The organism is Prosthecobacter fluviatilis (genome assembly GCF_055388355.1).
Genome location: NZ_AP043782.1, coordinates 5,898,353 through 5,917,909 on the forward strand (window position 1 = coordinate 5,898,353; position 19,557 = coordinate 5,917,909).

Sequence of the window (19,557 nt, forward strand, 5' to 3'; positions counted from 1 at the left end):
TCCTCGTTCACTCCTCTTCATCCGGCCACGGCAGATTCTGCACACGCAGTGCCCAGTCTTCGTGCAAAGAAGAGCCAAAGGGGGCATGGGGCAGGGCTGCGCCGCCTGCTTCCAGGCGCACGTCCTGCTCCTCCAGGTAGGCCAGCGCATCGTGCGTGGCAGCCTCCGCAGTGGAGATCATGATGGAGCGAATGGCATCGCGGATGTCTTCCGGCAGCGCGCTGAGCTTTTCGGCATGCTCGCGCGGCCACTCCCCGGCACTGAAGGCCTGGAGCCGGTAATCCAGAGTTCCTCGGCGGGAGATCAGGCCGTCGATGAAGGCTTTGTACACGGTCAGTTCGGAGGGAGTGGTCATGCTGGGGAGAGAGTTTTCAAAACATCAGGCCGTAGCCACCATGCCAAGCTTTTTCGGTCCTGCCGAAAAGCAGCTTCCTCAAATTCCACATTTTCAACGGGGGCAGGTACGACCCTGTCTGTGCCTGGTGGCGCGTGGAAGGCTCCGAAGCATGAGTGGAAACCCTGGCAACTCAGAGACCCTCCCGAGTTGCCATCATTGGAGTGCTTTTGGACCTGAGCGCTTTCATCAGCCTGCATCGCATTGCCACCGCTTTCCAACGTTTGTATCCTGCTGCGGTTTCCTGCACGGCGTCAGCGCGATCACCCTCCCGAAGTTGCCGAGTTTCCAGTGCTAAGCACGGCAACTCGGCAACTCGCGTCGGGGAGGCTCCGCCTGCCGATGGGAGACTTCCACTGTTTCCACAGTTTCAACGGGGGAGTGTGTGAGTTGGTCATGGCACCGTGTTCTGGAGTTTCGAAAAGCCCCGGGTCGGATCGCTTCAGATATGGACTGCGGTCGCGCAGTGAGGGACGAACGCAGCTACCGCTTTCGACGTGCTGGCAGGTCCGAAGGCGGGAGCCGGTGGAGTGACGCAGGCCGGTCAGCACACGCCTGCCGCGAGACGCTCGAAAGCGGCAGCTCCACCCCTTCAGGGTTGCGCAGCCGCACTCCAAAAACGCTGCAGCCTTTCAGGCGCTGGGTTTGAAAAGCTGAACTGTGATGTGTGTGTCAGGGGATGAATGCATCCCGTCCAAGAGCGCTGTTTACTCCTGGCTGCCGCTGTGTCTTTTGATCTCAGCGAAGGCGTGAGCCAGGGCTTTGTTGGCGAGGGCTTCGGCTTCGTCTGGGAGGACGGGTTCGGTGTAGGGGCTGCGGAACTGCTCTGTATTATCGAAGGTTGGAATGTAACGATACTCACCGAATTGAAGTTTAAATGAGGCCTGTAAGTTAAATGGATGGGCTGTCCCATAACCAAGGAATTCATGCGTTACCGAGAATTGAGAAGGCTGGTTGGAGAGTTGAATGAGCCATTCCAAGATAGCCAAGGGTTTGGACTCACTGGTTATACCCCCCACCCATTGCTCCGGGGCTTACTCTCACTTTATGGTCAGTAAAAAGAGGCCCTAGTTTATTGAGCTTTGCTTCAAACTTCTCGATGAACTCACGAAGTCCCAGATCAAGCAGTTCGCGCACTGCCTCCGCTGATCTCTTTTTTTCACTCTTTGGACCCTGCTGATCCCTCACAAAGATAGCCGCTTCCTTTTCCAGATCTCTGGCTCTTCAATGCTTTCTTCTGCGGCCTTGGGTCGGATACACACACCAGCCCCCGTTGAAACTGTGGAAGTCTGCGCGCCTGCTGCCGGAGGAGAGGGATCATCCTGATGCCTCCACGCGCCGCGTGCATCCAACGCTCAGCTTTATCCAGGGCGCTGCATCGCGTCGCGCTGCCGAAAGGGGGCCAGGATGGTCCCCCTCCTTCAAGCCATCCAGAGCCTCTGGCAGGAGAGGGATCATCCTGATCCCTCCATGCGCCGTCTTGCCCACGGCTCTTAAAATGGAGGGTCTTGGGCGCTTCTGTTCGTGCGGAGTTTTGGGCTGAAAGCGGAGCGCTGAGGGATCGGGACGATCCCTCTCCGCCGGGCTGGATACGCAGCCTCCGCGCCCGGAAATCATGGCAACTCGCCGGGGCTGGAAAGTTGCCGTCAGTGGGTGGCTGTTTCAGCTATGAAATACCATGAGTGGTCATGCAATGACATTGGGATGCCTTTCCTTGCACAGCTTTGCCATCTCTGAAAATGCGAGTTGCCGAGTTGCCGTGCTTAGGTGTGGAAACTGGGCAACTCGGAGGAGGGAAGCGGGTGCTTCTGGAAGCATAAGGCAATCGTCACGGCATGCGAACATGCTGACAGTCGGGCGGTTTGGCGGAAGGGGCGTTGGAGCTTTGGAATGCCTTCGACGCCAAACACACCCAGCCTACGGCCGGAGCTGTGAGCGCTCACGGCGGCACGGTAAACGTGCCTTCGCAGGCCTCCGCGATCTGCCTGAGCAGGGAGGGCTCGGCGCTGCCGGGCGGGGTTTCCTCCCCGATGCTGATGCAGTGGATGCGGACCCGGTACTCGGCATGGATGCGCTGCGCGAGATCCAGCACCATGGCGGGGGTGCCGTCGCTGGGCTGGCCGTCGCTGAGGAAGTAGATGGAGTCGATGCCGCCCTCCGGGAGGATGCGGGTGAGGGCGTGGGTGAAGGCCTCGCACATAGGCGTGCCGCCGCGCGCTTCGAGGCGGTCCACAAAGCTCACGGCCTGCCGGTGGTTTTTCTCGTCATTGAGCGCCATGCCGCGCCCGGAGAAGCAGGGGGTGACGTCTTCGCCAAAGGTGAGGATGCCGTAGCGCAGCCGGGACGGTTTGTTTTGCAGGGCGGTGAGGAGGTTGCTCATCTGCCCCCGGAGCTTGCCGATGCGGCCGTCGGCGTTCATGCTGCCGCTCACGTCCAGGATGAAAAGCGCGCCTTTGCCGCGAAACTCCACGCCGTAAAAGCTGGCCATGGCTGCCATGGCGGCGGGGTCGTCCTCCAGGGGCTTGAGGAGCTTTTGCAGCTTGAGGTATTCGGCGTAGTCGCTGCGGGGCAGCATCTTCCACGGCAGGCTCCGGCCCTGCTCTGCCAGCCAGGCTTTCCACTTCTCCGCATCGTCTGCAAAGTCCTGCCCGGTGAGCTGGAAGAGCGAGGCATGCACGCTCTGGCCGATGGCGTCGTCATTCAGCCAGGGCAGCAGGGCCTGCAGCGCCACGGGGCTGCGCATGCCGCCCAGCGCCTCCGCCGCGCAGGCGCGCATGACGTGCGGGCACGCGGCGTCCAGCAGTGCGGCCACGCGGGCCACCACGGGGTCCGGATGGTCCGGAAAGGCGCCCAGCGCCCGTGCCGCCAGCGCGAGGCGCACCGGCTCCTTGGCCGTGGCCAGCGGGCCCTTGGGCTGCGAGAGGAGGCCCCAGAAAAAGCTGCGCGTCTCCGGCAGGTGCGCACTGGCGAAAAACAGCAGCGCATCGCCATCGCACCCCGGGTGCCTGGCCAGCCAGTCCGCCAGCGTCCGGCGCCCTTCGCCCGCAGGCCATGCGGCCACGATCTCGGCGAGCCGCAGCTTGATGCCCAGGCCCGTGCGCCTGTCATTGACGAGGGAGAGCACGGCCTCGCCGGCCAGGCGCTGGGCGTGCAGCTCCTGCAGCGGGGCCAGCGCCTCCTGGCGGCCGGCGCGCACGTTTTTGACGAGGTCTTTCAGCACTGCCGCCGCATCATCCGCCGCATTCAGGCCCGCAGGCAGCAGGAGGGCGAGGCTGGCGAGAGCGTAGCGCATGGTGGCGGTGCGTGGGGAAGGGGAGGGCTGGCATTCGCTGCCAATGGCCGCCTTGGGGGGAGGTGATTCACGGCGAAATATTCGCCATTCTTTCTCAAACAAATGAAATAGTCTTTGACAGTGACCTCAGCCGTCCTAGTATCGCGCCACTTTTTCGGAAAAAAGCCGGGGTGTACTGTCTCCTGACGCCAGTTATGGAGGTGTTCATATCCCGGTTTTCTTGTCGAAAGAGGAGGAGGTCTCTCATCAGGCCGCCGCCGGTTACGCTGTTATAGCTCAGTGGTAGAGCACGTCCTTGGTAAGGACGAGGTCGAGGGTTCAAGTCCCTCTAACAGCTCCAGTGGCTGTCCGTGGGGATCTTCGAAACACGACAAACGAACCAGTCCCAAGCGCACCCCCTCAACTAACTCCACCATGGCTAAAGAAGCATTCCAACGCAACAAGCCGCACGTCAACATCGGCACCATCGGCCACGTTGACCACGGCAAGACCACCCTGACCGCCGCCATCACGACCGTCCTTTCCAAGAAAGGCTTCGCCCAGGCACGTGCATATGACCAGATCGACGCAGCACCTGAAGAAAAGGAACGCGGCATCACGATCAACACCGCCCACGTGGAGTATGAGACCGACAAGCGCCACTACGCACACGTGGACTGCCCCGGACACGCTGACTATGTGAAGAACATGATCACCGGCGCCGCCCAGATGGACGGAGCGATCCTCGTGGTCTCCGCCGCCGACGGCCCGATGCCCCAGACCCGTGAGCACATCCTGCTCGCCCGTCAGGTCGGCGTGCCCGCCCTCGTGGTGTTCATGAACAAGGTGGACATGGTGGACGATCCTGAGCTCCTCGACCTCGTGGAGATGGAAGTCCGTGACCTCCTTTCCAAGTATGACTTCCCAGGTGACGACATCCCGATCGTGAAGGGCTCCGCCCTGAAGGCTCTGGAAGGTGACGCCGAGCATGAAGGCAACATCCTCAAGCTCATGGAAGCTGTGGACAGCTACATCCCGCTGCCAGAGCGTCCGATCGACAAGGACTTCCTCATGCCCGTGGAAGACGTGTTCGCGATCGAAGGTCGTGGTACCGTCTGCACCGGCCGTGTCGAGCGTGGCATCATCAAGAAGATGTCCGAAGTGGAAATCGTCGGCATCCGTCCGACCGCCAAGACCACCGTCACCGACATCGAAATGTTCCGCAAGCTGCTCGACGAAGGTCGTGCAGGCGACAACGTGGGCCTTCTGCTTCGCGGCACCAAGAAGACCGACATCGAGCGCGGTCAGGTCATCGCCAAGCCCGGCTCCGTGACCCCGCACAAGAAGTTCACCGCTGAAGTGTACGTCCTTTCCAAGGACGAAGGCGGCCGTCACACCCCCTTCTTCAACAACTACCGCCCGCAGTTCTACTTCCGCACCACGGACGTGACCGGCAGCGTGAAGCTTCCTGAAGGCGTGGAAATGGTGATGCCTGGTGACAACGTCTCGATCGAAGTCGAGCTGATCACCCCGATCGCCATGGAAAAGACCATCCGCTTCGCCATCCGTGAAGGTGGCAAGACCGTGGGTGCCGGCCGCGTGGCCAACATCCTCGACTAGTTCGCGCAGTTCGTTTGTCTCGAATCCCGCCGGGTCTGTGCGCCAGACCCGGCGGTGATTTCGTCTCCCAGCCGGGAGCGAAAAGAGGCTGCGGACTTGCATTCTGTCATTCCATCCGTTATCCATTCCGGGAAGCATTTCTCGCTCATACAGGTCAGTAGCTCAATTGGTAGAGTAGCGGTCTCCAAAACCGTCGGTTGGGGGTTCGAGTCCCTCCTGGCCTGCCAGCGAAAATCCCGGAATCATCCGCAGAAAACGAAACGCTTCACATGAGTCGCATCCGCAAATACATCGGCGAAGTCATCCTCGAGCTCAAGAAGGCCACGTGGCCCTGGGACCCCAAGGAAAAGGGCTTTGCCAAATACCGCGAGCTGAATGAATCCACAGTGGTGGTCTTCGTCGCGATGATCCTTCTCGGAGGATTCGTGGCAGCGTTTGACATCAGCTTCAAGTGGGCCTTCGAGGCCGCTCAGAAGCTGGGCATGTAATTTCCGTTTCCCCCAACCCCCTTTTTTTCCGAATCCTTATGGGAGCCATCCCCTCACCCCGCGACCAGTGGTTCGTGATCCACGTCCGCTCCGGCCTTGAACAGAAGGTCCGTGACAGCATGCTCCGCCGCATTGAAAAAGAGGAGATGGGTGATTATGTCTTCCAGGTCCTCGTTCCGATGGAGCGCGTGGCCGAAGTCAAGAAGGGCAAGCGCTCGGAAAGCAACCGCAAGTTCTTCCCAGGCTACGTCATCGCCAACTGCCACCTGCTCGACGAGCACAACCGCCTGGTGGACAAGACCTGGTACTTCGTCAAGGAGACCGACGGCGTCCTCAACTTTGCCGGCACCAAGGACCACCCCATCCCGATGCGTCAGAAGGAAGTGGACGCCATGCTGGCCCAGGTGCGTGACAAGGACGACGGCGCCGTGCCCAAGATCGCCTTCAGCCTCGGCGACACCGTCCGTGTGGCAGACGGCCCCTTCGAAAGCCAGAACGGCATCGTGGAAGAAATCGATCCCGAGCGCGGCGTGCTGCGCGTCTCCGTCAACATCTTCGGGCGCTCCACACCGGTCGATCTCGAATACTGGCAGGTCGAGAAGGCATAAGCCGCCCCGCCGCCCCCTGAATCTCAACTCAAGCAAGCAAGGAACACAAAGACATGGCCAAGGAAATCATCAAACTCATCAAGCTCCAGATCAAGGCTGGTGCCGCCAACCCCGCACCGCCCATCGGCCCTGCTCTCGGTCAGGCCGGTGTGAACATCATGGCCTTCTGCAAGGAGTTCAACGCCGCCACCTCCAAGGCCGGTGGTGACGTCCTTCCGACCGTGATCACGGTGTACAAGGACAAGAGCTTCACCTTCATCACCAAGCAGCCCCCGGCTTCCAACATCCTCAAGAAGGTCGCCAACATCGCCAGCGGCTCCAAGGAAGCCAACAAGGTGAAGGTCGCCAAGATCACCAAGGCCCAGCTCCTGGAAGCCACCAAGCTCAAGATCGCCGACCTCAACACCTCCAATCTCGAGCAGGCCTCCCGCATCATGGCAGGCACCGCACGCCAGATGGGCATCGACATCATCGACTAATCCCCCCAACCGAAGCAGGAGAACGTCACAGTTCGCCACCACTGCACACCTACCATGCAAAAGAGAAGCAAACGTTACAAGAAAGCAGCCGAGATGGTCCCGGCAGGCAAGGCATTCACGCTCGAAGAAGCGGCCGAACTCCTGCGCAAACTCCCTGGCACCAAGTTCAACCAGACCGTCACCCTGTCCTTCCGCATGGGTGTGGACCCCAAGAAGAGCGACCAGATGGTGCGCGGCACCTGCCCGCTGCCCCACGGCTCCGGCAAGACTGTGCGCGTCGCCGTCTTTGCCCAGGGCGCCGCTGCTGAAGCCGCCAAGGCCGCCGGTGCAGACATCGTCGGAAACGAAGACCTCATCGCCAAGGTGAAGGACGGCTTCACCGACTTCGACGTCGCCATCGCCACCCCGGCTGCGATGAATGAAGTCCGCAAGCTCGGTAAGCAGCTCGGACCTCGCGGCCTGATGCCCAACCCCCGTACCGGCACCGTCACAGACGACACCGCCGCTGCTGTCAAGGCCGTCAAGGCCGGCCGCGCCGACTTCAAGCTCGACAAGAACGGCAACATCGCCTCCTCCGTCGGCAAGGCTTCCTTCGAAGTGGCCCAGCTCGCTGAAAACGCCACCTCCCTCATTGAGGCCGTCGTCCGCGCCAAGCCCGCCTCCGCCCGTGGCCGCTACGTCGAGACCATCACCCTCGCCGCCACCATGTCGCCTGCTCTCCGCATCGACGTGTCGAAGTACGTCAAACTCTAATTTATAGAAGCACTGTATCATGAAAGAACTCAAAACATTGCTCATTGATGACCTTCTGAAGCGGGTCAATGCCTCTCCCTTCCTGTTCGTCGTCGATTACACCGGTCTGAAGGTGGACAAATTTGCCGAGCTGCGCAAGCGCCTCAGCGCCGTGGGATCTGAGATCCACGTTTACAAGAACAACCTGGTGAAGAAGGCCGCTGAAAAGGCCGGCTACCCAGGTGACCTGGGCAACCACCTCACCGGCCAGAGCGCCTTCGTGACGGGTGCCAAGGACGTCTTCGGCGCGGCCAAAATTCTCAAGAATTTCCAGGCTGAGTTTGAAAAGCCGGTGATGAAGGTCGGCGTGCTTGACGGCAACCTGCTCGACACCGCCGCCATCAAAGTCCTGGCCGATCTGCCTTCCCGCGAAGTGCTGCTCGCCCAGCTCCTCGGTGTGCTCCAGGCTCCGGCCTCCGCCCTCGCCCGCGTCCTCAAGGCCAAGGCCGACAAGGAAGGTGGCGCCCCTGCAGAGGAAGCTGCCCCCGCAGCAGCCGCTGAAGAAGCTGCTGCTCCTGCCGAACAACCCGCTGCGTAACCCCCATTTGACCAGATGGCCCGTCAAACGGCCTGAATACCCCAACACCCAATGGTTCCTCGCCGGAGCAAAAGCTTTTGCTCTTAAATGATCCGCAGCTGCGGAAAGCGGCGATACCGACAAAATACTATGGCTGACCTGAACAAAATCGTTGAAGAACTGAGTGGCTTGACCGTCCTGCAAGTCGCTGAACTCGTGAAATCCCTCGAAGAGAAGTGGGGCGTGAGCGCCGCTGCTCCTGTCGCTGCCGCCGCCGCTGGTGGTGCCGCCCCTGCCGCTGCAGTGGAAGAGAAGACCGAGTTCGACGTCATCCTGACCGACGCTGGCTCCAACAAGATTGGCGTCATCAAGGAAGTCCGCGGCGTCGTTGCCGGCCTTGGCCTTGCAGAAGCGAAGAAGCTTGTCGAAAGCGCTCCGCAGACCCTCAAGGAAGGCTGCAAAAAGGAAGAAGCCGAAGAGATCAAGAAGAAATTGGAAGCCGCTGGCGCCAAGATCACGATCAAGTAATCTCTCGTCCCTCCTGCTCTTTGCCGCGTGGCGTTTGCCCTCAATCCGCAGCGCCACGCGGTCAGGAGTGTCCAGTCAGTGTCAGTCCCAATCCCCCGTCCGCTTCGTTACATCGCATGCCCGCAACCGCCCGTGATTCCCGCCTGAACCTCCGCAGCAAGTGCTACGGTTCCGGGACACCACGCGATGCGAGGCCTGCTTCAGACAATTTTCATGGCCTGAATCCGGGTTTGTACCTGGATTCCGGCTGCTTCGTTTTCGCGACAATCGTCAACAATGCCGGGCTGGCTGCCTGACATTGTTCTTTTGTTGCTTCGCGGAATTCACCGTTCCGCATCCCGTGCCACCGCCCATCGCCCCCTAACCGCCTCATCACTGCCTTATGTCCCAGCGCACCAACTTTGGCAAAATCCACGAAGTCGCCGAGCCCCCGAATCTCATCGAGATCCAGCTCCGCTCATACGAGGAGTTTCTCCAGAAAAACATCCTGCCCTCGAAGCGCAAGGACCTTGGCCTCCAGGCCGTGTTCCGGGAAGTCTTCCCGATCACCAGCTATGATGAGAAGATGACCCTCGATTTCGTCATGTACGAAATCGGCGAGCCCAAGCTCTCCTCCCTCGAAGCCATCCATGAGGCCGAGACCTACAGCGCCCCTCTTTACGTGACCTATGAGCTCAAGGACGAGCAGGGCGCCAAGCAGGAGCGTGTGTACATGGGTGAAATCCCCCTCATGACGGTGCGCGGCACCTTCGTCATCAACGGTGCGGAGCGCGTCGTCGTCTCCCAGCTCCACCGCTCCCCCGGCATCTGCTTTGAAACCAGCCAGCACCTCAACGGCCGCTGGCTGCACGGCTTCCGCATCATCCCTGACCGCGGCACCTGGCTGGAAGTGCAGTTCGACACGAACGACCTCCTCTACGTCTATCTCGACCGCCGCCGCCGCCGCCGCAAGTTCCTGGCCACCACGCTCCTGCGCGTCATCGGTTTCCCGGGCGATGAGGACATCCTCAAGCTCTTCTACGAAATCCAGGACCTCAAGCTCAAGGACAGCCTCTCCGAAGAGGAAGTGGCCACCAAGATCCTCTTCAAGGACATCCTCGACGGCGAGCTCATCGTCGCCCGTGCCTATGAGCCCCTGACCTCCGGCGTCATCCGCCAGCTCATCCAGCTCGGCCACAAGTCCGTCAAGGTCGTCACCGCCTCCCCGGACGACCTCCTTATCACCTCCCTGCGCAAGGACACCGCCAAGGACGAAGACGAGGCCCTCAAGGAAATCTACCGCCGCCTGCGTCCGGGAGATCCGCCCACCACGCCAAACGCCCGTGCCCTCGTCAAGCGCCTGTTCTTCGATCCGAAGCGCTACGACCTCACCCGCGTCGGCCGTTACAAGATCAACCAGAAGCTCGGTCTCAAGATCGACACCGAAATGCGCATCCTCACCGCTGAGGACGTCATTTCCGCCCTGCGCTACCTTTTCCATCTGCGCGAAGGTCAGGGCATCCTCGACGATATCGACCATCTTGGAAGCCGCCGCGTGCGCGCCGTGGGCGAACTCCTCGCCAACCAGTGCCGTGTGGGCCTTTCCCGCACCGAGCGTCTGGTGAAGGAGCGCATGACCCTGTTCGACGTGAACATGGACACCATGACGCCCGCCAAGCTCGTCAACCCGAAGGCGCTCTCCGCCGTCGTGCGCGACTTCTTTGGCCGCAGCCAGCTCTCCCAGTTCATGGACCAGATCAATCCTCTGGCCGAGCTGACCCACAAGCGCCGTCTCTCCGCACTCGGGCCTGGTGGTCTGAACCGTGACCGTGCAGGCTTCGAAGTGCGTGACGTTCATCCGTCCCACTACGGCCGTATCTGCCCGATTGAGACCCCGGAAGGTCCGAACATCGGTCTGATCAACTCCCTCGGCTCCTACGCCCGGATCAATGAGTTCGGCTTCATCGAGACCCCCTACCGCCCCGTGAAGGATGGTGTGGTGGCGGACAAGATCGACTACCTCACCGCCGACCAGGAAGAGAAGCACTACATCGCCCAGTCGAACAACCCGATCGACGAAAACGGACGCTTCAAAGGCGCCAAGGTGACCGTCCGCTACCGCGGCGAGTTCATCGAAGTGGAGCCTTCGCTCGTCACTCTGATGGACGTGTCTCCCAAGCAGCTCGTCTCCGTGGCTGCCGCGCTCATCCCGTTCCTTGAGCACGATGACGCCAACCGCGCTCTGATGGGCTCCAACATGCAGCGCCAGGGCGTGCCTCTCCTCGAAGGTGAGTCCCCCCTCGTCGGCACCGGCATGGAAGGCAAGGCTGCCCGCGACTCACGCTCCGTGATCGTCGCAGACGCCAACGGCACCGTCGCCGCTGCGACTGCTGACGTGATCATCGTCACCAAGGACGGCAACCTGCCCGTCAAGGACGAGAAATTCCTCGAAAACCCGCTCAAGTCGGTGCAGACCGACGAAGAGAAGGGCACCCACGTCTATCCGCTGCGCAAGTTTGGCCGCTCCAACGCCGGCACCTGCATCAACCAGAAGCCTCTGGTGAAGCGCGGTCAGAAGATCAAGAAGGGTGACGTCATCGCCGACGGTCCTTGCACCGACCAGGGTGAGCTTGCCATCGGCAAGAACATGCTCGTCGCGTTCATGCCATGGAACGGCTACAACTTCGAAGACGCCATCACCATCAGCCGCCGCGTGGTCAAGGAGGACATCTACACCTCCATCCACATCGAGGACTTTGAAGTCATCGCCCGTGACACCAAGCTGGGGCCTGAAGAAATCACGCGCGACATCCCGAACGTGGGTGACGAAGCGCTGAAGAATCTCGATGCCCAGGGCGTCGTGCGCATCGGTGCGGAAGTGAAGCCCGGGGACATCCTCGTCGGCAAGATCACGCCGAAGTCCGAGACCGAGCTGGCTCCTGAAGAGCGCCTCCTGCGCGCCATCTTCGGTGAAAAGGCCGCAGACGTGAAGGACACCTCCCTCCGCGTGCCCTCCGGCTGCACCGGCATCATCATGGACGTGCGCATCGCCCAGCGCGGCGCCAACGGCGACTCCGAGAAGGAGAAGCTCTCCCCGGCCGAGTACAAGAAGCAGATCAAGCAGATCGAGGAAGACTACCGCGCCAAGAAGGAAGACCTCACCGAGCAGCTCACCGAGCGCCTCTCTGACATCCTTCTCAACGAGAAGATCCCTCTCGACATCGTCAACGGCCAGACCGGCGAGCCCCTCGTCGGCGCGAACAAGAAGATCACCAAGACGATGCTGCGTCACGTGGCCGAAAGCTACGACACCATCGAAATCGACCCGAGCCCGATCCGTAACAAGATCTTCGACATCATCCAGACCTTCGAGCAGAAGTTCTCCGATGCCGACATGGAACGTGAGCGCAACCTCGACAAGATCGAGTCCAGCGAAGACACCGCCGACAGCGGCGTGGTCAAGCAGGTGCGCGTCTTCCTCGCCTCCAAGCGCAAGCTCTCCGTGGGTGACAAGATGGCCGGCCGCCACGGCAACAAGGGCATCGTCGCCAACATCGTCCCTGAAGAGGACATGCCGTTCCTCGAAAACGGCTGCCCGGTGGACATCGTGCTCAACCCCCTCGGCGTGCCTTCCCGAATGAACGTCGGTCAGGTGCTTGAGACCCACCTCGGCCTCGCGGCCAAGGCCCTGGGCATGAAGATCGCCACCCCGGTGTTCGACGGTATTCCAGAGACCAAGATCATGGAGTACATCAAGGACGCCAAGAAGGTGCCGGGCTACGAATGGATGGGCCTCAACGGCAAGTCGAAGCTCTTCGACGGCCGCACAGGAGACGCCTTCAGCCTCGATGTCGTCGTCGGCTACATCTACATGCTGAAGCTGAACCACCTTGTGGCAGACAAGATCCACGCACGTGCCGTCGGACCTTACTCCCTCGTCACGCAGCAGCCTCTGGGCGGCAAGGCCCAATACGGCGGCCAGCGCTTCGGGGAAATGGAAGTGTGGGCGCTCGAAGCCTACGGCGCCGCATTCACCCTGCAGGAGCTCCTCACCGTCAAGTCTGACGACGTGCAGGGCCGCACGCGCATCTATGAGCAGATCGTCAAAGGCGACCACGCTCTGGAGGCCGGCACGCCTGAGTCCTTCAACGTGCTCATCAAGGAAATGCAGTCCCTCGGTCTCGACGTCAAGGTGCACAAGCGCGCCAACGCCAATGCTGATGCGGAAGCTCTCGACGGCTTCGTCACCACGGCGGGTGCCTAACCCGCCATTCCCCAGAAACCCAGCGCATAAACCTGCCACCCATCTCCACACATCATGAATGCTGACGCGAGCTTGAAAGAAATCTTCGGGGAACCCCAGCACGGCGAGGAGTTCGACTATGTGTCGATCTGCATCGCCTCGGCGGACCGCACCCGCTCCTGGTCCTCCGGCGAGGTCAAGAACCCAGAAACCATCAACTACCGTACGTTCAAGCCAGAAAAGGGCGGCCTTTTCTGCGAGCGTATCTTCGGACCCACCCGTGACTGGGAGTGCGCCTGCGGCAAGTACAAGCGCATCAAGCACAAGGGCGTCGTCTGCGACCGCTGCGGCGTCGAAGTGACCCTCTCCCGCGTCCGTCGCGAGCGCATGGGCCACATCGAGCTCGCCGTGCCGGTGACGCACATCTGGTTCTACAAGTGCATGCCTTCCCGCATCGGCCTCATGCTCGACATGACCGCCCGCTCGCTGGAGCGCGTGATCTACTATGAAGACTACATGGTCATCGATCCGGGCAGCACCCCGCTTCAGCGCGGCCAGCTCCTGACCGAAGTCGACCTTCGTGAAGCCGAAGAGCAGTACGGTGCAGACGCCTTCCGCGTCGGCATGGGTGCCCAGGCCATCCGCGACATCTTCGCCCAGCTCAACCTGGCCGAAGTGACCAAGGAACTCGAAGAGGCGATGACCAAGACGCGCTCCAAGCAGATCCGCAAGAAGCTCGCCAAGCGCCTCAAGCTCTGCCAGGGCTTTGCCGAAAGCCACAGCCGTCCTGAGTGGATGATCCTGGAAGTGCTTCCAGTCATCCCGCCAGACCTTCGTCCTCTCGTCCCCCTCGAAGGCGGCCGCTTTGCCACCTCCGACTTGAACGACCTCTACCGTCGCGTCATCAACCGCAACAACCGTCTCAAGAACCTCCTCCAGCTCCGCACGCCGGATGTCATCATCCGCAACGAAAAGCGCATGCTGCAGGAAGCCGTGGACGCCCTGTTCGACAACGGCCGCCATGGCCGCCCGGTGACCGGCGCAGGCAACCGCCCGCTGAAGTCCATGTCCGACATGCTCAAGGGCAAGTCCGGCCGCTTCCGTCAGAACCTTCTCGGCAAGCGCGTCGACTACTCCGGCCGTTCCGTCATCGTTATCGGTCCTGACCTCAACCTGAACCAGTGCGGTCTTCCCAAGAAGATGGCCCTCGTTCTGTTCGAGCCCTTCATCATCCGCCGTCTCAAGGAGATGGGCCTGGTGCACACCGTGCGCTCTGCGAAGAAGATGATCGAGCGCCGCACCCCGGAAGTGTGGGACATCCTGGACGAAGTGACCAAAGGCCACCCCGTCCTCCTCAACCGCGCTCCGACGCTCCACCGTCTCTCGATCCAGGCCTTCGAGCCGAAGCTCATCGAAGGTGAGGCCATCCGCGTGCATCCCCTCGTTTGTACGGCCTACAACGCCGACTTCGACGGTGACCAGATGGCCGTGCACGTCCCGCTTTCCATCGAAGCTCAGATGGAGGCCCGCCTGCTCATGCTCGCGCCGAACAACCTGTTCAGCCCTGCCAGCGGCAAGCCCGTGATGAACCCCTCCCAGGACATTCCTCTGGGCTGCTACTTCCTCACCTATCTGCGTGAGTTCCCGAACCATGACGCCAAAGGCAAGAAGGGCGATGTGGAAGGCCGCGTGCCGGTCTTCAACGACGCCTCCGAAGTCGAGTTCGCCATCTCCGAAGGCGGCCTGGCCGTGAACGACAAGGTGCGCTTCCGCAACCCCGACCACGGCCTGCCAAAGCGCCCCTATGGCGACCCGAGCAAGGCTGTGATCGAAACCACCGCCGGCCGCGTGCTCTTCAATGAAATCTGGCCTGAAGGGCTGGGCTTCATCAACACCACCGTCGGCAAGAAGCAGGTGTCTGACATCATCTGGCGCTGCTTCCAGACCTTCGGCCAGAAGGAGACCGTCTTTGCGCTCGACCGCCTCAAGCAGCTCGGCTTCCGCGAAGCGACCCGCTCCGGTTGCTCCATCGGTATCACCGACATGGTCATCCCGACCGCCAAGGCCGGTGGCCTTGAGAACGCCTACAAGCAGATCGAGGAAATCGAGAAGCAGTATCGCCGTGGTATTATCACCAACGGTGAGCGCTATCAGAAGATCATCGACATCTGGACGCAGGTGGGTGAAATCGTCGCCGACGAGCTCTTCCGCACCCTGGAATACAACGAGGGCAAGAAGCACCACAACCCGCTCTACGTCATGGTGAACTCGGGCGCCCGAGGCAACCGTACGCAGATCAAACAGCTCGCCGGCATGCGCGGTCTGATGGCCAAGCCCTCCGGTGAAATTATCGAACGTCCGATCACCTCGAACTTCCGCGAAGGTCTGAGCGTGCTTGAGTACTTCATCTCCACTCACGGTGCTCGTAAAGGTCTGGCAGACACCGCCCTTAAGACCGCTGACTCCGGTTACATGACCCGTAAGCTGGTCGATGTGTCCCAGGACGTCATCGTCACCGAGGAGGACTGCGGCACCGTCAACGGCATCACGCTCTCTTCCATCTATCAGGGCGATGAAGAAATCGTCGACCTCAAGACCCGCGTCTATGGCCGCGTCTCATGCGAGACCATCCATGACCCCGTGGACAAGAGCGTCATCGTCAAAGCCGGTCAGCTCGTTTCCGAGAAGGAAGCCGCCCACCTGGCCAAGATCGGTGTCGAAAAGCTCAAGATCCGCTCCGTGCTCACCTGCGAAAGCAAGCGCGGCTGCTGCTCCAAGTGCTACGGCCTCCACCTCGCCACGCACCGCATGGCGCGCATCGGCGAAGCCGTCGGCATCGTGGCCGCCCAGTCCATCGGCGAGCCCGGAACGCAGCTCACCATGCGTACCTTCCACGTCGGTGGTGCCGCCACCAGCTCCTTCAAGCAGCCCTTCATCAACGTCAAAAACTCCGGTACCGTCAAGTACACGGACATGCGTTCGGTGCAGACCATCGAAGGCACCTGGATCGCCCTCACCAAGAACGGCGTCCTCTCCATCCATGACGATGACGGTCGCGAACTCGAAAGCCACAAGCTGGTCACGGGTGCCGTTATCGCCGTCGAAGACGGTGGCAAGGTCAAGAAGGGCCAGCAGGTCGTCACCTGGGATCCGTATAACGTGCCGATCATCACGGAGAAGGCCGGTAAGCTGGAGTTCCGCGACATGATCTCGGGCATCACCATCACCAAGGAAGTCAACCAGAGCACCGGCAACGAAGAAACCGTCGTCATCGAGCACAAGGAAGACCTCCACCCGCAGGTGGTCGTGGTGAATCCGAAGACTCACGAAGTCCTCGCCAGCTACACCATTCCTGCCGGCGCTCACTTGAGCGTGAAGAACAACGAGAAGGTCGAGGCTGGTACTACCATCGCCAAGACGCCTCGTAAAGCTTCCAAGACGAAGGACATCACCGGTGGTCTTCCCCGTGTGGCCGAGCTTTTCGAAGCCCGCAAGCCCAAGGACGCCTGCGAAATCGCCCGTATCGACGGCACCGTGGAAATCGGCGGACTCGTGCGTGGCAAGCGCCGCGTGATCGTGACCGACAACAAGACCGGCCAGCAGGAGGAGCACCTCATCCCCCGCAGCAAGCACATCTTGCTCTTCAACGGCGACCACGTCAGCAAGGGCGACCAGATCACCGACGGTCCTGTCGTTCCGCATGACCTCCTCGAAATTCTTGGCCCGCAGGCGCTCCGCGAGCACCTCGTCAACGAAGTGCAGGAAGTGTACCGCGCCCAGGGTGTGGAAATCAACGACAAGCACGTTGAGATCATCATCCGCCAGATGCTGCGCAAGGTGAAGATCACCGACACCGGCGACACCGAGTTCCTCTGGGGCGACCAGGTGGACCGCGGCGAGTTCGAGAAGGAAAACGCCCGTGTGTCCGAAGAAGGCGGCAAGCCTGCGGAAGCAGAGCCCGTCCTCCTCGGCATCACCAAGGCCTCCATCGAGACCGAGTCCTTCATCTCGGCTGCTTCCTTCCAGGACACCACCCGCGTGCTCACGGAGGCTGCCACCCTTGCCAAGTCCGACCTCCTGCGCGGCTTCAAGGAAAACGTCATCATGGGTCACCTCATCCCGGCCGGCACCGGCTTCATCAGCAACCGCAATTTCGAACTCCACGAGACCGAGCGCCCAGCTCTGCCTGCCGGAGTGGACGAAGACGCGGCCTGATCCGCCCCGCCAGTCATACATCAGTAATCCTCACCCGCCTCCCTCGGTACAAGCCGTCGGAGGCGGTTTTGCGTACTCGGGCGGCGGCGGCCGTTGTTGCACCTTAAATGGTGCATCGTTAAGCTTGCGATCACCTGTGCCGCCTTTCCCCATGAAACACCTCCTCACCACCATCCTCTTCTTTCTGCTGGCAACAGTCTCAGAGGCGGCCAAGCCGAAGCCTTTCATCTTTGTGCCCAAAGATGCCGCCGGGACTCTGCCGGTGGCGGTGTGGCTGCATGGGTATCGCGGCTATTCGCCTCTGGGCCCCATGCCGGGAGAGAGTGAGGAGTCCATCCAGAAACTGGCCGATGCCCTCGGCGCTGTGATCCTCGGGTTTCCCGCCACCACAGACCTGGGCGATGACACGCAGCAGTGGTCCGAAGAGCCAGTGGCCGACCACGCCTACATTCAGGAGAGGCTGAAAACACTCACCACGGGTCTGCAGGTGGATCTGACCCGGGTCGGACTGTTCGGCTTCTCCCAAGGCGCGATGGTGGCCGCGGATCTTGCCACTCAGTATCCAGAGTCCTATCGGGGGGCCATTTTGATGTCACCCGGGGGCATTGGGGGGCCAAAAGCTGCTGAGAAACGGCTGCCGCAGCATGCCACCCAGCATTACTTTTGCTTTTGCGGTGCCGAGGAGCATGAGGGCAACGTCGGCCTCACAAAAGCGTATGCGGAGCATCTGGAAAAAGCCCTCGGAGCCCACGTCACGCTGAAGCTCTACGAAGGTGTCTCCAAGCACACACGGCCTCCGGATTTCATGACCCAGTTCACCGCATGGATGGGGGCCATCCTCAAGCCGGTGGAGGCACGCTGACTCGCCCCTCACCTCGGCACGATGCCGAGGTAATTCCTCACCGTGCTCCATCCGGGGTGCACGTGCTCGCGGCCGTCCACCGTGCGGTAGTAGAAGGCGCTGGAGTGGCCGCCGTCCAGATTGAGCGCACGCTGCACGGTGAAGGCGGGCATGAGTCCGGGCGTGGAGAGGAGTTCGGCCAGATCGCTCAGGCTGATCTCCTCCGCCGTGCCGATGAGCCACTGAGTGCCGCCATCATGGGCGATGAAGGTGCGTGCGCTGCGTTTGCGGGTGTCCAGCCCGGGCACCGCCTTGCCGTCATCCACCAGCCGCGGGCCGGCCTGCACCAGCTCATGGGCTTCATCCGCTTTCACCTCGCTGTTCCACAGCAGCTGCAGGTGTGAGCTGACAACGACCGCGCCCGTGAGCAGCGGCCCCGTCTGCCACGTGCCCACACGGCGTCCGTCAGAGACCATGAGCCCCATGGGCTTGAATTCCCGTGTGAAGAATCCGCCGTTCACCCCGGCGACGGCCGCAGCCCCCTGCATAGCTTCCTTGATGCGGCCTCCGCCCGCCCAGTCTTCGGGCTGGTCGATCACCTTGAGGTCAAACTGACGGCTGTCGAACACCACCACCCGGATCTGGTAGGACTGACTTTTGTGACCGATCTGGTACTCGATCAGCGAGGCATTGCCATGGAGCGGCTGGCCGTTGAAGCGGGAGATGGCGCTCCACTCAGCGGCCTTGGAGGGCGGCGGCTGGGGCTGTGCAGCGGCCTCTTCCGGCGTCGGGTAGCCCGGCACGGAGACGCCGGGCTCTGACCCCGTGGCGGGTGGTGCAGGTTTCGGCGGAGGTGTTGTGGCACAACCTGCCAGCGCCAGAGCGAGGATGAAAATCTGCAAGCGCATGAGCTCAGGAGAATGAGGCGAGCTGTTCCTTCATGGCCGCCAGCGCACGCGCACGATGGCTGAGCTGGTTCTTGGTCTCGGCAGGCAGGACGCCAAAGGTCTCCGTGAAGCCTTCGGGAATGAACAGCGCATCGTAGCCGAAGCCGCCCGCGCCCACCTCCTCCGTGAGGAGGCGGCCCTCCACGCAGCCGTGGGTGACGTGCAGCACCTGGCCATCCCGTGCCAGCACCATGCAGCAGTGAAAGCGCCCGCTGAAGGGGGCATCCTGCGGCAGCTTGAGCAGTTCGGTTTTCAGCTTGGCGCGGTTGTCGGCGGCATTGGCGGTCTCTCCCGCGTAGCGGGCGCTGCGCACGCCGGGGGCGCCGCCCAGCACGTCCACTTCCAGGCCGGAATCATCCGCCAGCACCAGCAGCCCTGGGGTGCCACGGCTGCCGCTCACGGCCTTGATGATGGCATTGGCCTCAAAGGTGTCTCCGGTCTCCTCGTCCAGCGTCACGCCCGGATGTGCCCGCAGATCCTCCACCTGCCAGCCCTCACCGAGGATGGCGGCGACTTCTTCTGTTTTGTGAGCGTTCGATGTGGCGAAGACGAGTCGGAGGGTGGAGACCATTTATGATTTATGATTTACGATTTATGATTTGGGAAGTCCGATTTCACGAGACGCCTGTCCTTCC

16 protein-coding genes and 2 tRNA genes are annotated in these 19,557 nt (G+C 61.5%); 13 read left to right on the forward strand and 5 right to left on the reverse strand.

Features of this window, described 5'->3' with window-relative positions; all coding sequences use genetic code 11:
* Nucleotides 1–7 precede the first annotated feature (7 nt).
* From ACZ5WW_RS23020 to ACZ5WW_RS23030, 3 genes are all read right to left on the reverse strand, one after another.
* Entirely contained in the window at nucleotides 8–355 is a 348-nt protein-coding gene (locus ACZ5WW_RS23020; RefSeq protein ID WP_377163325.1) for a DUF6547 family protein, read from the reverse strand.
* A 746-nt stretch (nucleotides 356–1,101) separates the two neighbouring features.
* Nucleotides 1,102–1,374 (reverse strand): hypothetical protein, encoded by a 273-nt coding sequence (locus ACZ5WW_RS23025; RefSeq protein ID WP_377163327.1) that lies wholly within the window; start codon nucleotides 1,372–1,374, stop codon nucleotides 1,102–1,104.
* A gap of 959 nt (nucleotides 1,375–2,333) precedes the next feature.
* Complete coding sequence (locus ACZ5WW_RS23030) at nucleotides 2,334–3,686, reverse strand: VWA domain-containing protein (RefSeq protein WP_377163329.1); 1,353 nt, start codon at nucleotides 3,684–3,686, stop codon at nucleotides 2,334–2,336.
* Between the two features lie 265 nt (nucleotides 3,687–3,951).
* Here ACZ5WW_RS23030 and ACZ5WW_RS23035 point away from each other — a divergent pair.
* The 13 genes from ACZ5WW_RS23035 to ACZ5WW_RS23095 all read left to right on the forward strand — a co-directional run bounded on the left by ACZ5WW_RS23035 (nucleotide 3,952) and on the right by ACZ5WW_RS23095 (nucleotide 17,996).
* Nucleotides 3,952–4,026: transfer RNA gene (locus ACZ5WW_RS23035), tRNA-Thr, on the forward strand.
* Nucleotides 4,027–4,100: 74 nt separating this feature from the next.
* The gene (tuf, locus tag ACZ5WW_RS23040; protein ID WP_377163331.1) at nucleotides 4,101–5,285 is read left to right on the forward strand and encodes an elongation factor Tu; all 1,185 of its coding nucleotides are present in this window, start codon (nucleotides 4,101–4,103) and stop codon (nucleotides 5,283–5,285) included.
* A 151-nt stretch (nucleotides 5,286–5,436) separates the two neighbouring features.
* Nucleotides 5,437–5,512 (forward strand) — tRNA-Trp (locus ACZ5WW_RS23045).
* Nucleotides 5,513–5,554: 42 nt separating this feature from the next.
* Entirely contained in the window at nucleotides 5,555–5,773 is a 219-nt protein-coding gene (locus ACZ5WW_RS23050; protein ID WP_377163333.1) for a preprotein translocase subunit SecE, read from the forward strand.
* A gap of 38 nt (nucleotides 5,774–5,811) precedes the next feature.
* Complete coding sequence (gene nusG, locus ACZ5WW_RS23055; protein ID WP_377163335.1) at nucleotides 5,812–6,381, forward strand: transcription termination/antitermination protein NusG; 570 nt, start codon at nucleotides 5,812–5,814, stop codon at nucleotides 6,379–6,381.
* A 53-nt stretch (nucleotides 6,382–6,434) separates the two neighbouring features.
* Nucleotides 6,435–6,860: a 50S ribosomal protein L11 gene (gene rplK, locus ACZ5WW_RS23060; protein ID WP_377163337.1), complete on the forward strand. Its 426-nt coding sequence runs from the start codon at nucleotides 6,435–6,437 to the stop codon at nucleotides 6,858–6,860.
* 54 nt (nucleotides 6,861–6,914) lie between these two features.
* Nucleotides 6,915–7,613: a 50S ribosomal protein L1 gene (gene rplA, locus ACZ5WW_RS23065; RefSeq protein WP_377163339.1), complete on the forward strand. Its 699-nt coding sequence runs from the start codon at nucleotides 6,915–6,917 to the stop codon at nucleotides 7,611–7,613.
* Nucleotides 7,614–7,632: 19 nt separating this feature from the next.
* Nucleotides 7,633–8,190, forward strand: coding sequence for a 50S ribosomal protein L10 (rplJ, locus tag ACZ5WW_RS23070; protein WP_377163341.1), 558 nt, complete (start codon nucleotides 7,633–7,635; stop codon nucleotides 8,188–8,190).
* A 129-nt stretch (nucleotides 8,191–8,319) separates the two neighbouring features.
* Nucleotides 8,320–8,697 (forward strand): 50S ribosomal protein L7/L12, encoded by a 378-nt coding sequence (gene rplL, locus ACZ5WW_RS23075; RefSeq protein ID WP_377163343.1) that lies wholly within the window; start codon nucleotides 8,320–8,322, stop codon nucleotides 8,695–8,697.
* Nucleotides 8,698–8,813: 116 nt separating this feature from the next.
* Nucleotides 8,814–8,993: a hypothetical protein gene (locus tag ACZ5WW_RS23080; RefSeq protein ID WP_377163345.1), complete on the forward strand. Its 180-nt coding sequence runs from the start codon at nucleotides 8,814–8,816 to the stop codon at nucleotides 8,991–8,993.
* 86 nt (nucleotides 8,994–9,079) lie between these two features.
* Nucleotides 9,080–12,940 carry a DNA-directed RNA polymerase subunit beta gene (gene rpoB / locus ACZ5WW_RS23085; RefSeq protein WP_377163347.1) on the forward strand — a complete coding sequence of 1,287 codons (3,861 nt, stop codon included), beginning with the start codon at nucleotides 9,080–9,082 and terminating at the stop codon, nucleotides 12,938–12,940.
* A 54-nt stretch (nucleotides 12,941–12,994) separates the two neighbouring features.
* Nucleotides 12,995–17,134 (forward strand): DNA-directed RNA polymerase subunit beta', encoded by a 4,140-nt coding sequence (gene rpoC / locus ACZ5WW_RS23090; protein ID WP_377163349.1) that lies wholly within the window; start codon nucleotides 12,995–12,997, stop codon nucleotides 17,132–17,134.
* Between the two features lie 151 nt (nucleotides 17,135–17,285).
* On the forward strand, nucleotides 17,286–17,996 hold the full coding sequence (locus ACZ5WW_RS23095; RefSeq protein WP_377163351.1) for an alpha/beta hydrolase: 711 nt from the start codon (nucleotides 17,286–17,288) through the stop codon (nucleotides 17,994–17,996).
* A gap of 8 nt (nucleotides 17,997–18,004) precedes the next feature.
* Here the strand turns inward: ACZ5WW_RS23095 and ACZ5WW_RS23100 are convergent, their stop codons facing one another.
* Nucleotides 18,005–18,883: a phosphodiester glycosidase family protein gene (locus ACZ5WW_RS23100; RefSeq protein ID WP_377163353.1), complete on the reverse strand. Its 879-nt coding sequence runs from the start codon at nucleotides 18,881–18,883 to the stop codon at nucleotides 18,005–18,007.
* 4 nt (nucleotides 18,884–18,887) lie between these two features.
* A complete protein-coding gene (locus ACZ5WW_RS23105; protein WP_377163355.1) occupies nucleotides 18,888–19,493 on the reverse strand; it encodes a non-canonical purine NTP pyrophosphatase in 606 nt (201 codons plus the stop codon).
* Nucleotides 19,494–19,557 lie beyond the last annotated feature (64 nt).

Excerpts from the sequence above, each read along its gene's own strand:
- rplL (WP_377163343.1), top strand. The coding sequence starts at position 8,320 with ATGGCTGACCTGAACAAAATCGTTGAAGAACTGAGTGGCTTGACCGTC.
- ACZ5WW_RS23105 (WP_377163355.1), bottom strand. The coding sequence starts at position 19,493 with ATGGTCTCCACCCTCCGACTCGTCTTCGCCACATCGAACGCTCACAAA.
- ACZ5WW_RS23080 (WP_377163345.1), top strand. The coding sequence starts at position 8,814 with ATGCCCGCAACCGCCCGTGATTCCCGCCTGAACCTCCGCAGCAAGTGC.
- ACZ5WW_RS23030 (WP_377163329.1), bottom strand. The coding sequence starts at position 3,686 with ATGCGCTACGCTCTCGCCAGCCTCGCCCTCCTGCTGCCTGCGGGCCTG.
- rplJ (WP_377163341.1), top strand. The coding sequence starts at position 7,633 with ATGAAAGAACTCAAAACATTGCTCATTGATGACCTTCTGAAGCGGGTC.
- ACZ5WW_RS23100 (WP_377163353.1), bottom strand. The coding sequence starts at position 18,883 with ATGCGCTTGCAGATTTTCATCCTCGCTCTGGCGCTGGCAGGTTGTGCC.
- ACZ5WW_RS23050 (WP_377163333.1), top strand. The coding sequence starts at position 5,555 with ATGAGTCGCATCCGCAAATACATCGGCGAAGTCATCCTCGAGCTCAAG.
- ACZ5WW_RS23095 (WP_377163351.1), top strand. The coding sequence starts at position 17,286 with ATGAAACACCTCCTCACCACCATCCTCTTCTTTCTGCTGGCAACAGTC.
- rplK (WP_377163337.1), top strand. The coding sequence starts at position 6,435 with ATGGCCAAGGAAATCATCAAACTCATCAAGCTCCAGATCAAGGCTGGT.
- rpoB (WP_377163347.1), top strand. The coding sequence starts at position 9,080 with ATGTCCCAGCGCACCAACTTTGGCAAAATCCACGAAGTCGCCGAGCCC.
- ACZ5WW_RS23020 (WP_377163325.1), bottom strand. The coding sequence starts at position 355 with ATGACCACTCCCTCCGAACTGACCGTGTACAAAGCCTTCATCGACGGC.
- nusG (WP_377163335.1), top strand. The coding sequence starts at position 5,812 with ATGGGAGCCATCCCCTCACCCCGCGACCAGTGGTTCGTGATCCACGTC.
- rpoC (WP_377163349.1), top strand. The coding sequence starts at position 12,995 with ATGAATGCTGACGCGAGCTTGAAAGAAATCTTCGGGGAACCCCAGCAC.
- rplA (WP_377163339.1), top strand. The coding sequence starts at position 6,915 with ATGCAAAAGAGAAGCAAACGTTACAAGAAAGCAGCCGAGATGGTCCCG.
- tuf (WP_377163331.1), top strand. The coding sequence starts at position 4,101 with ATGGCTAAAGAAGCATTCCAACGCAACAAGCCGCACGTCAACATCGGC.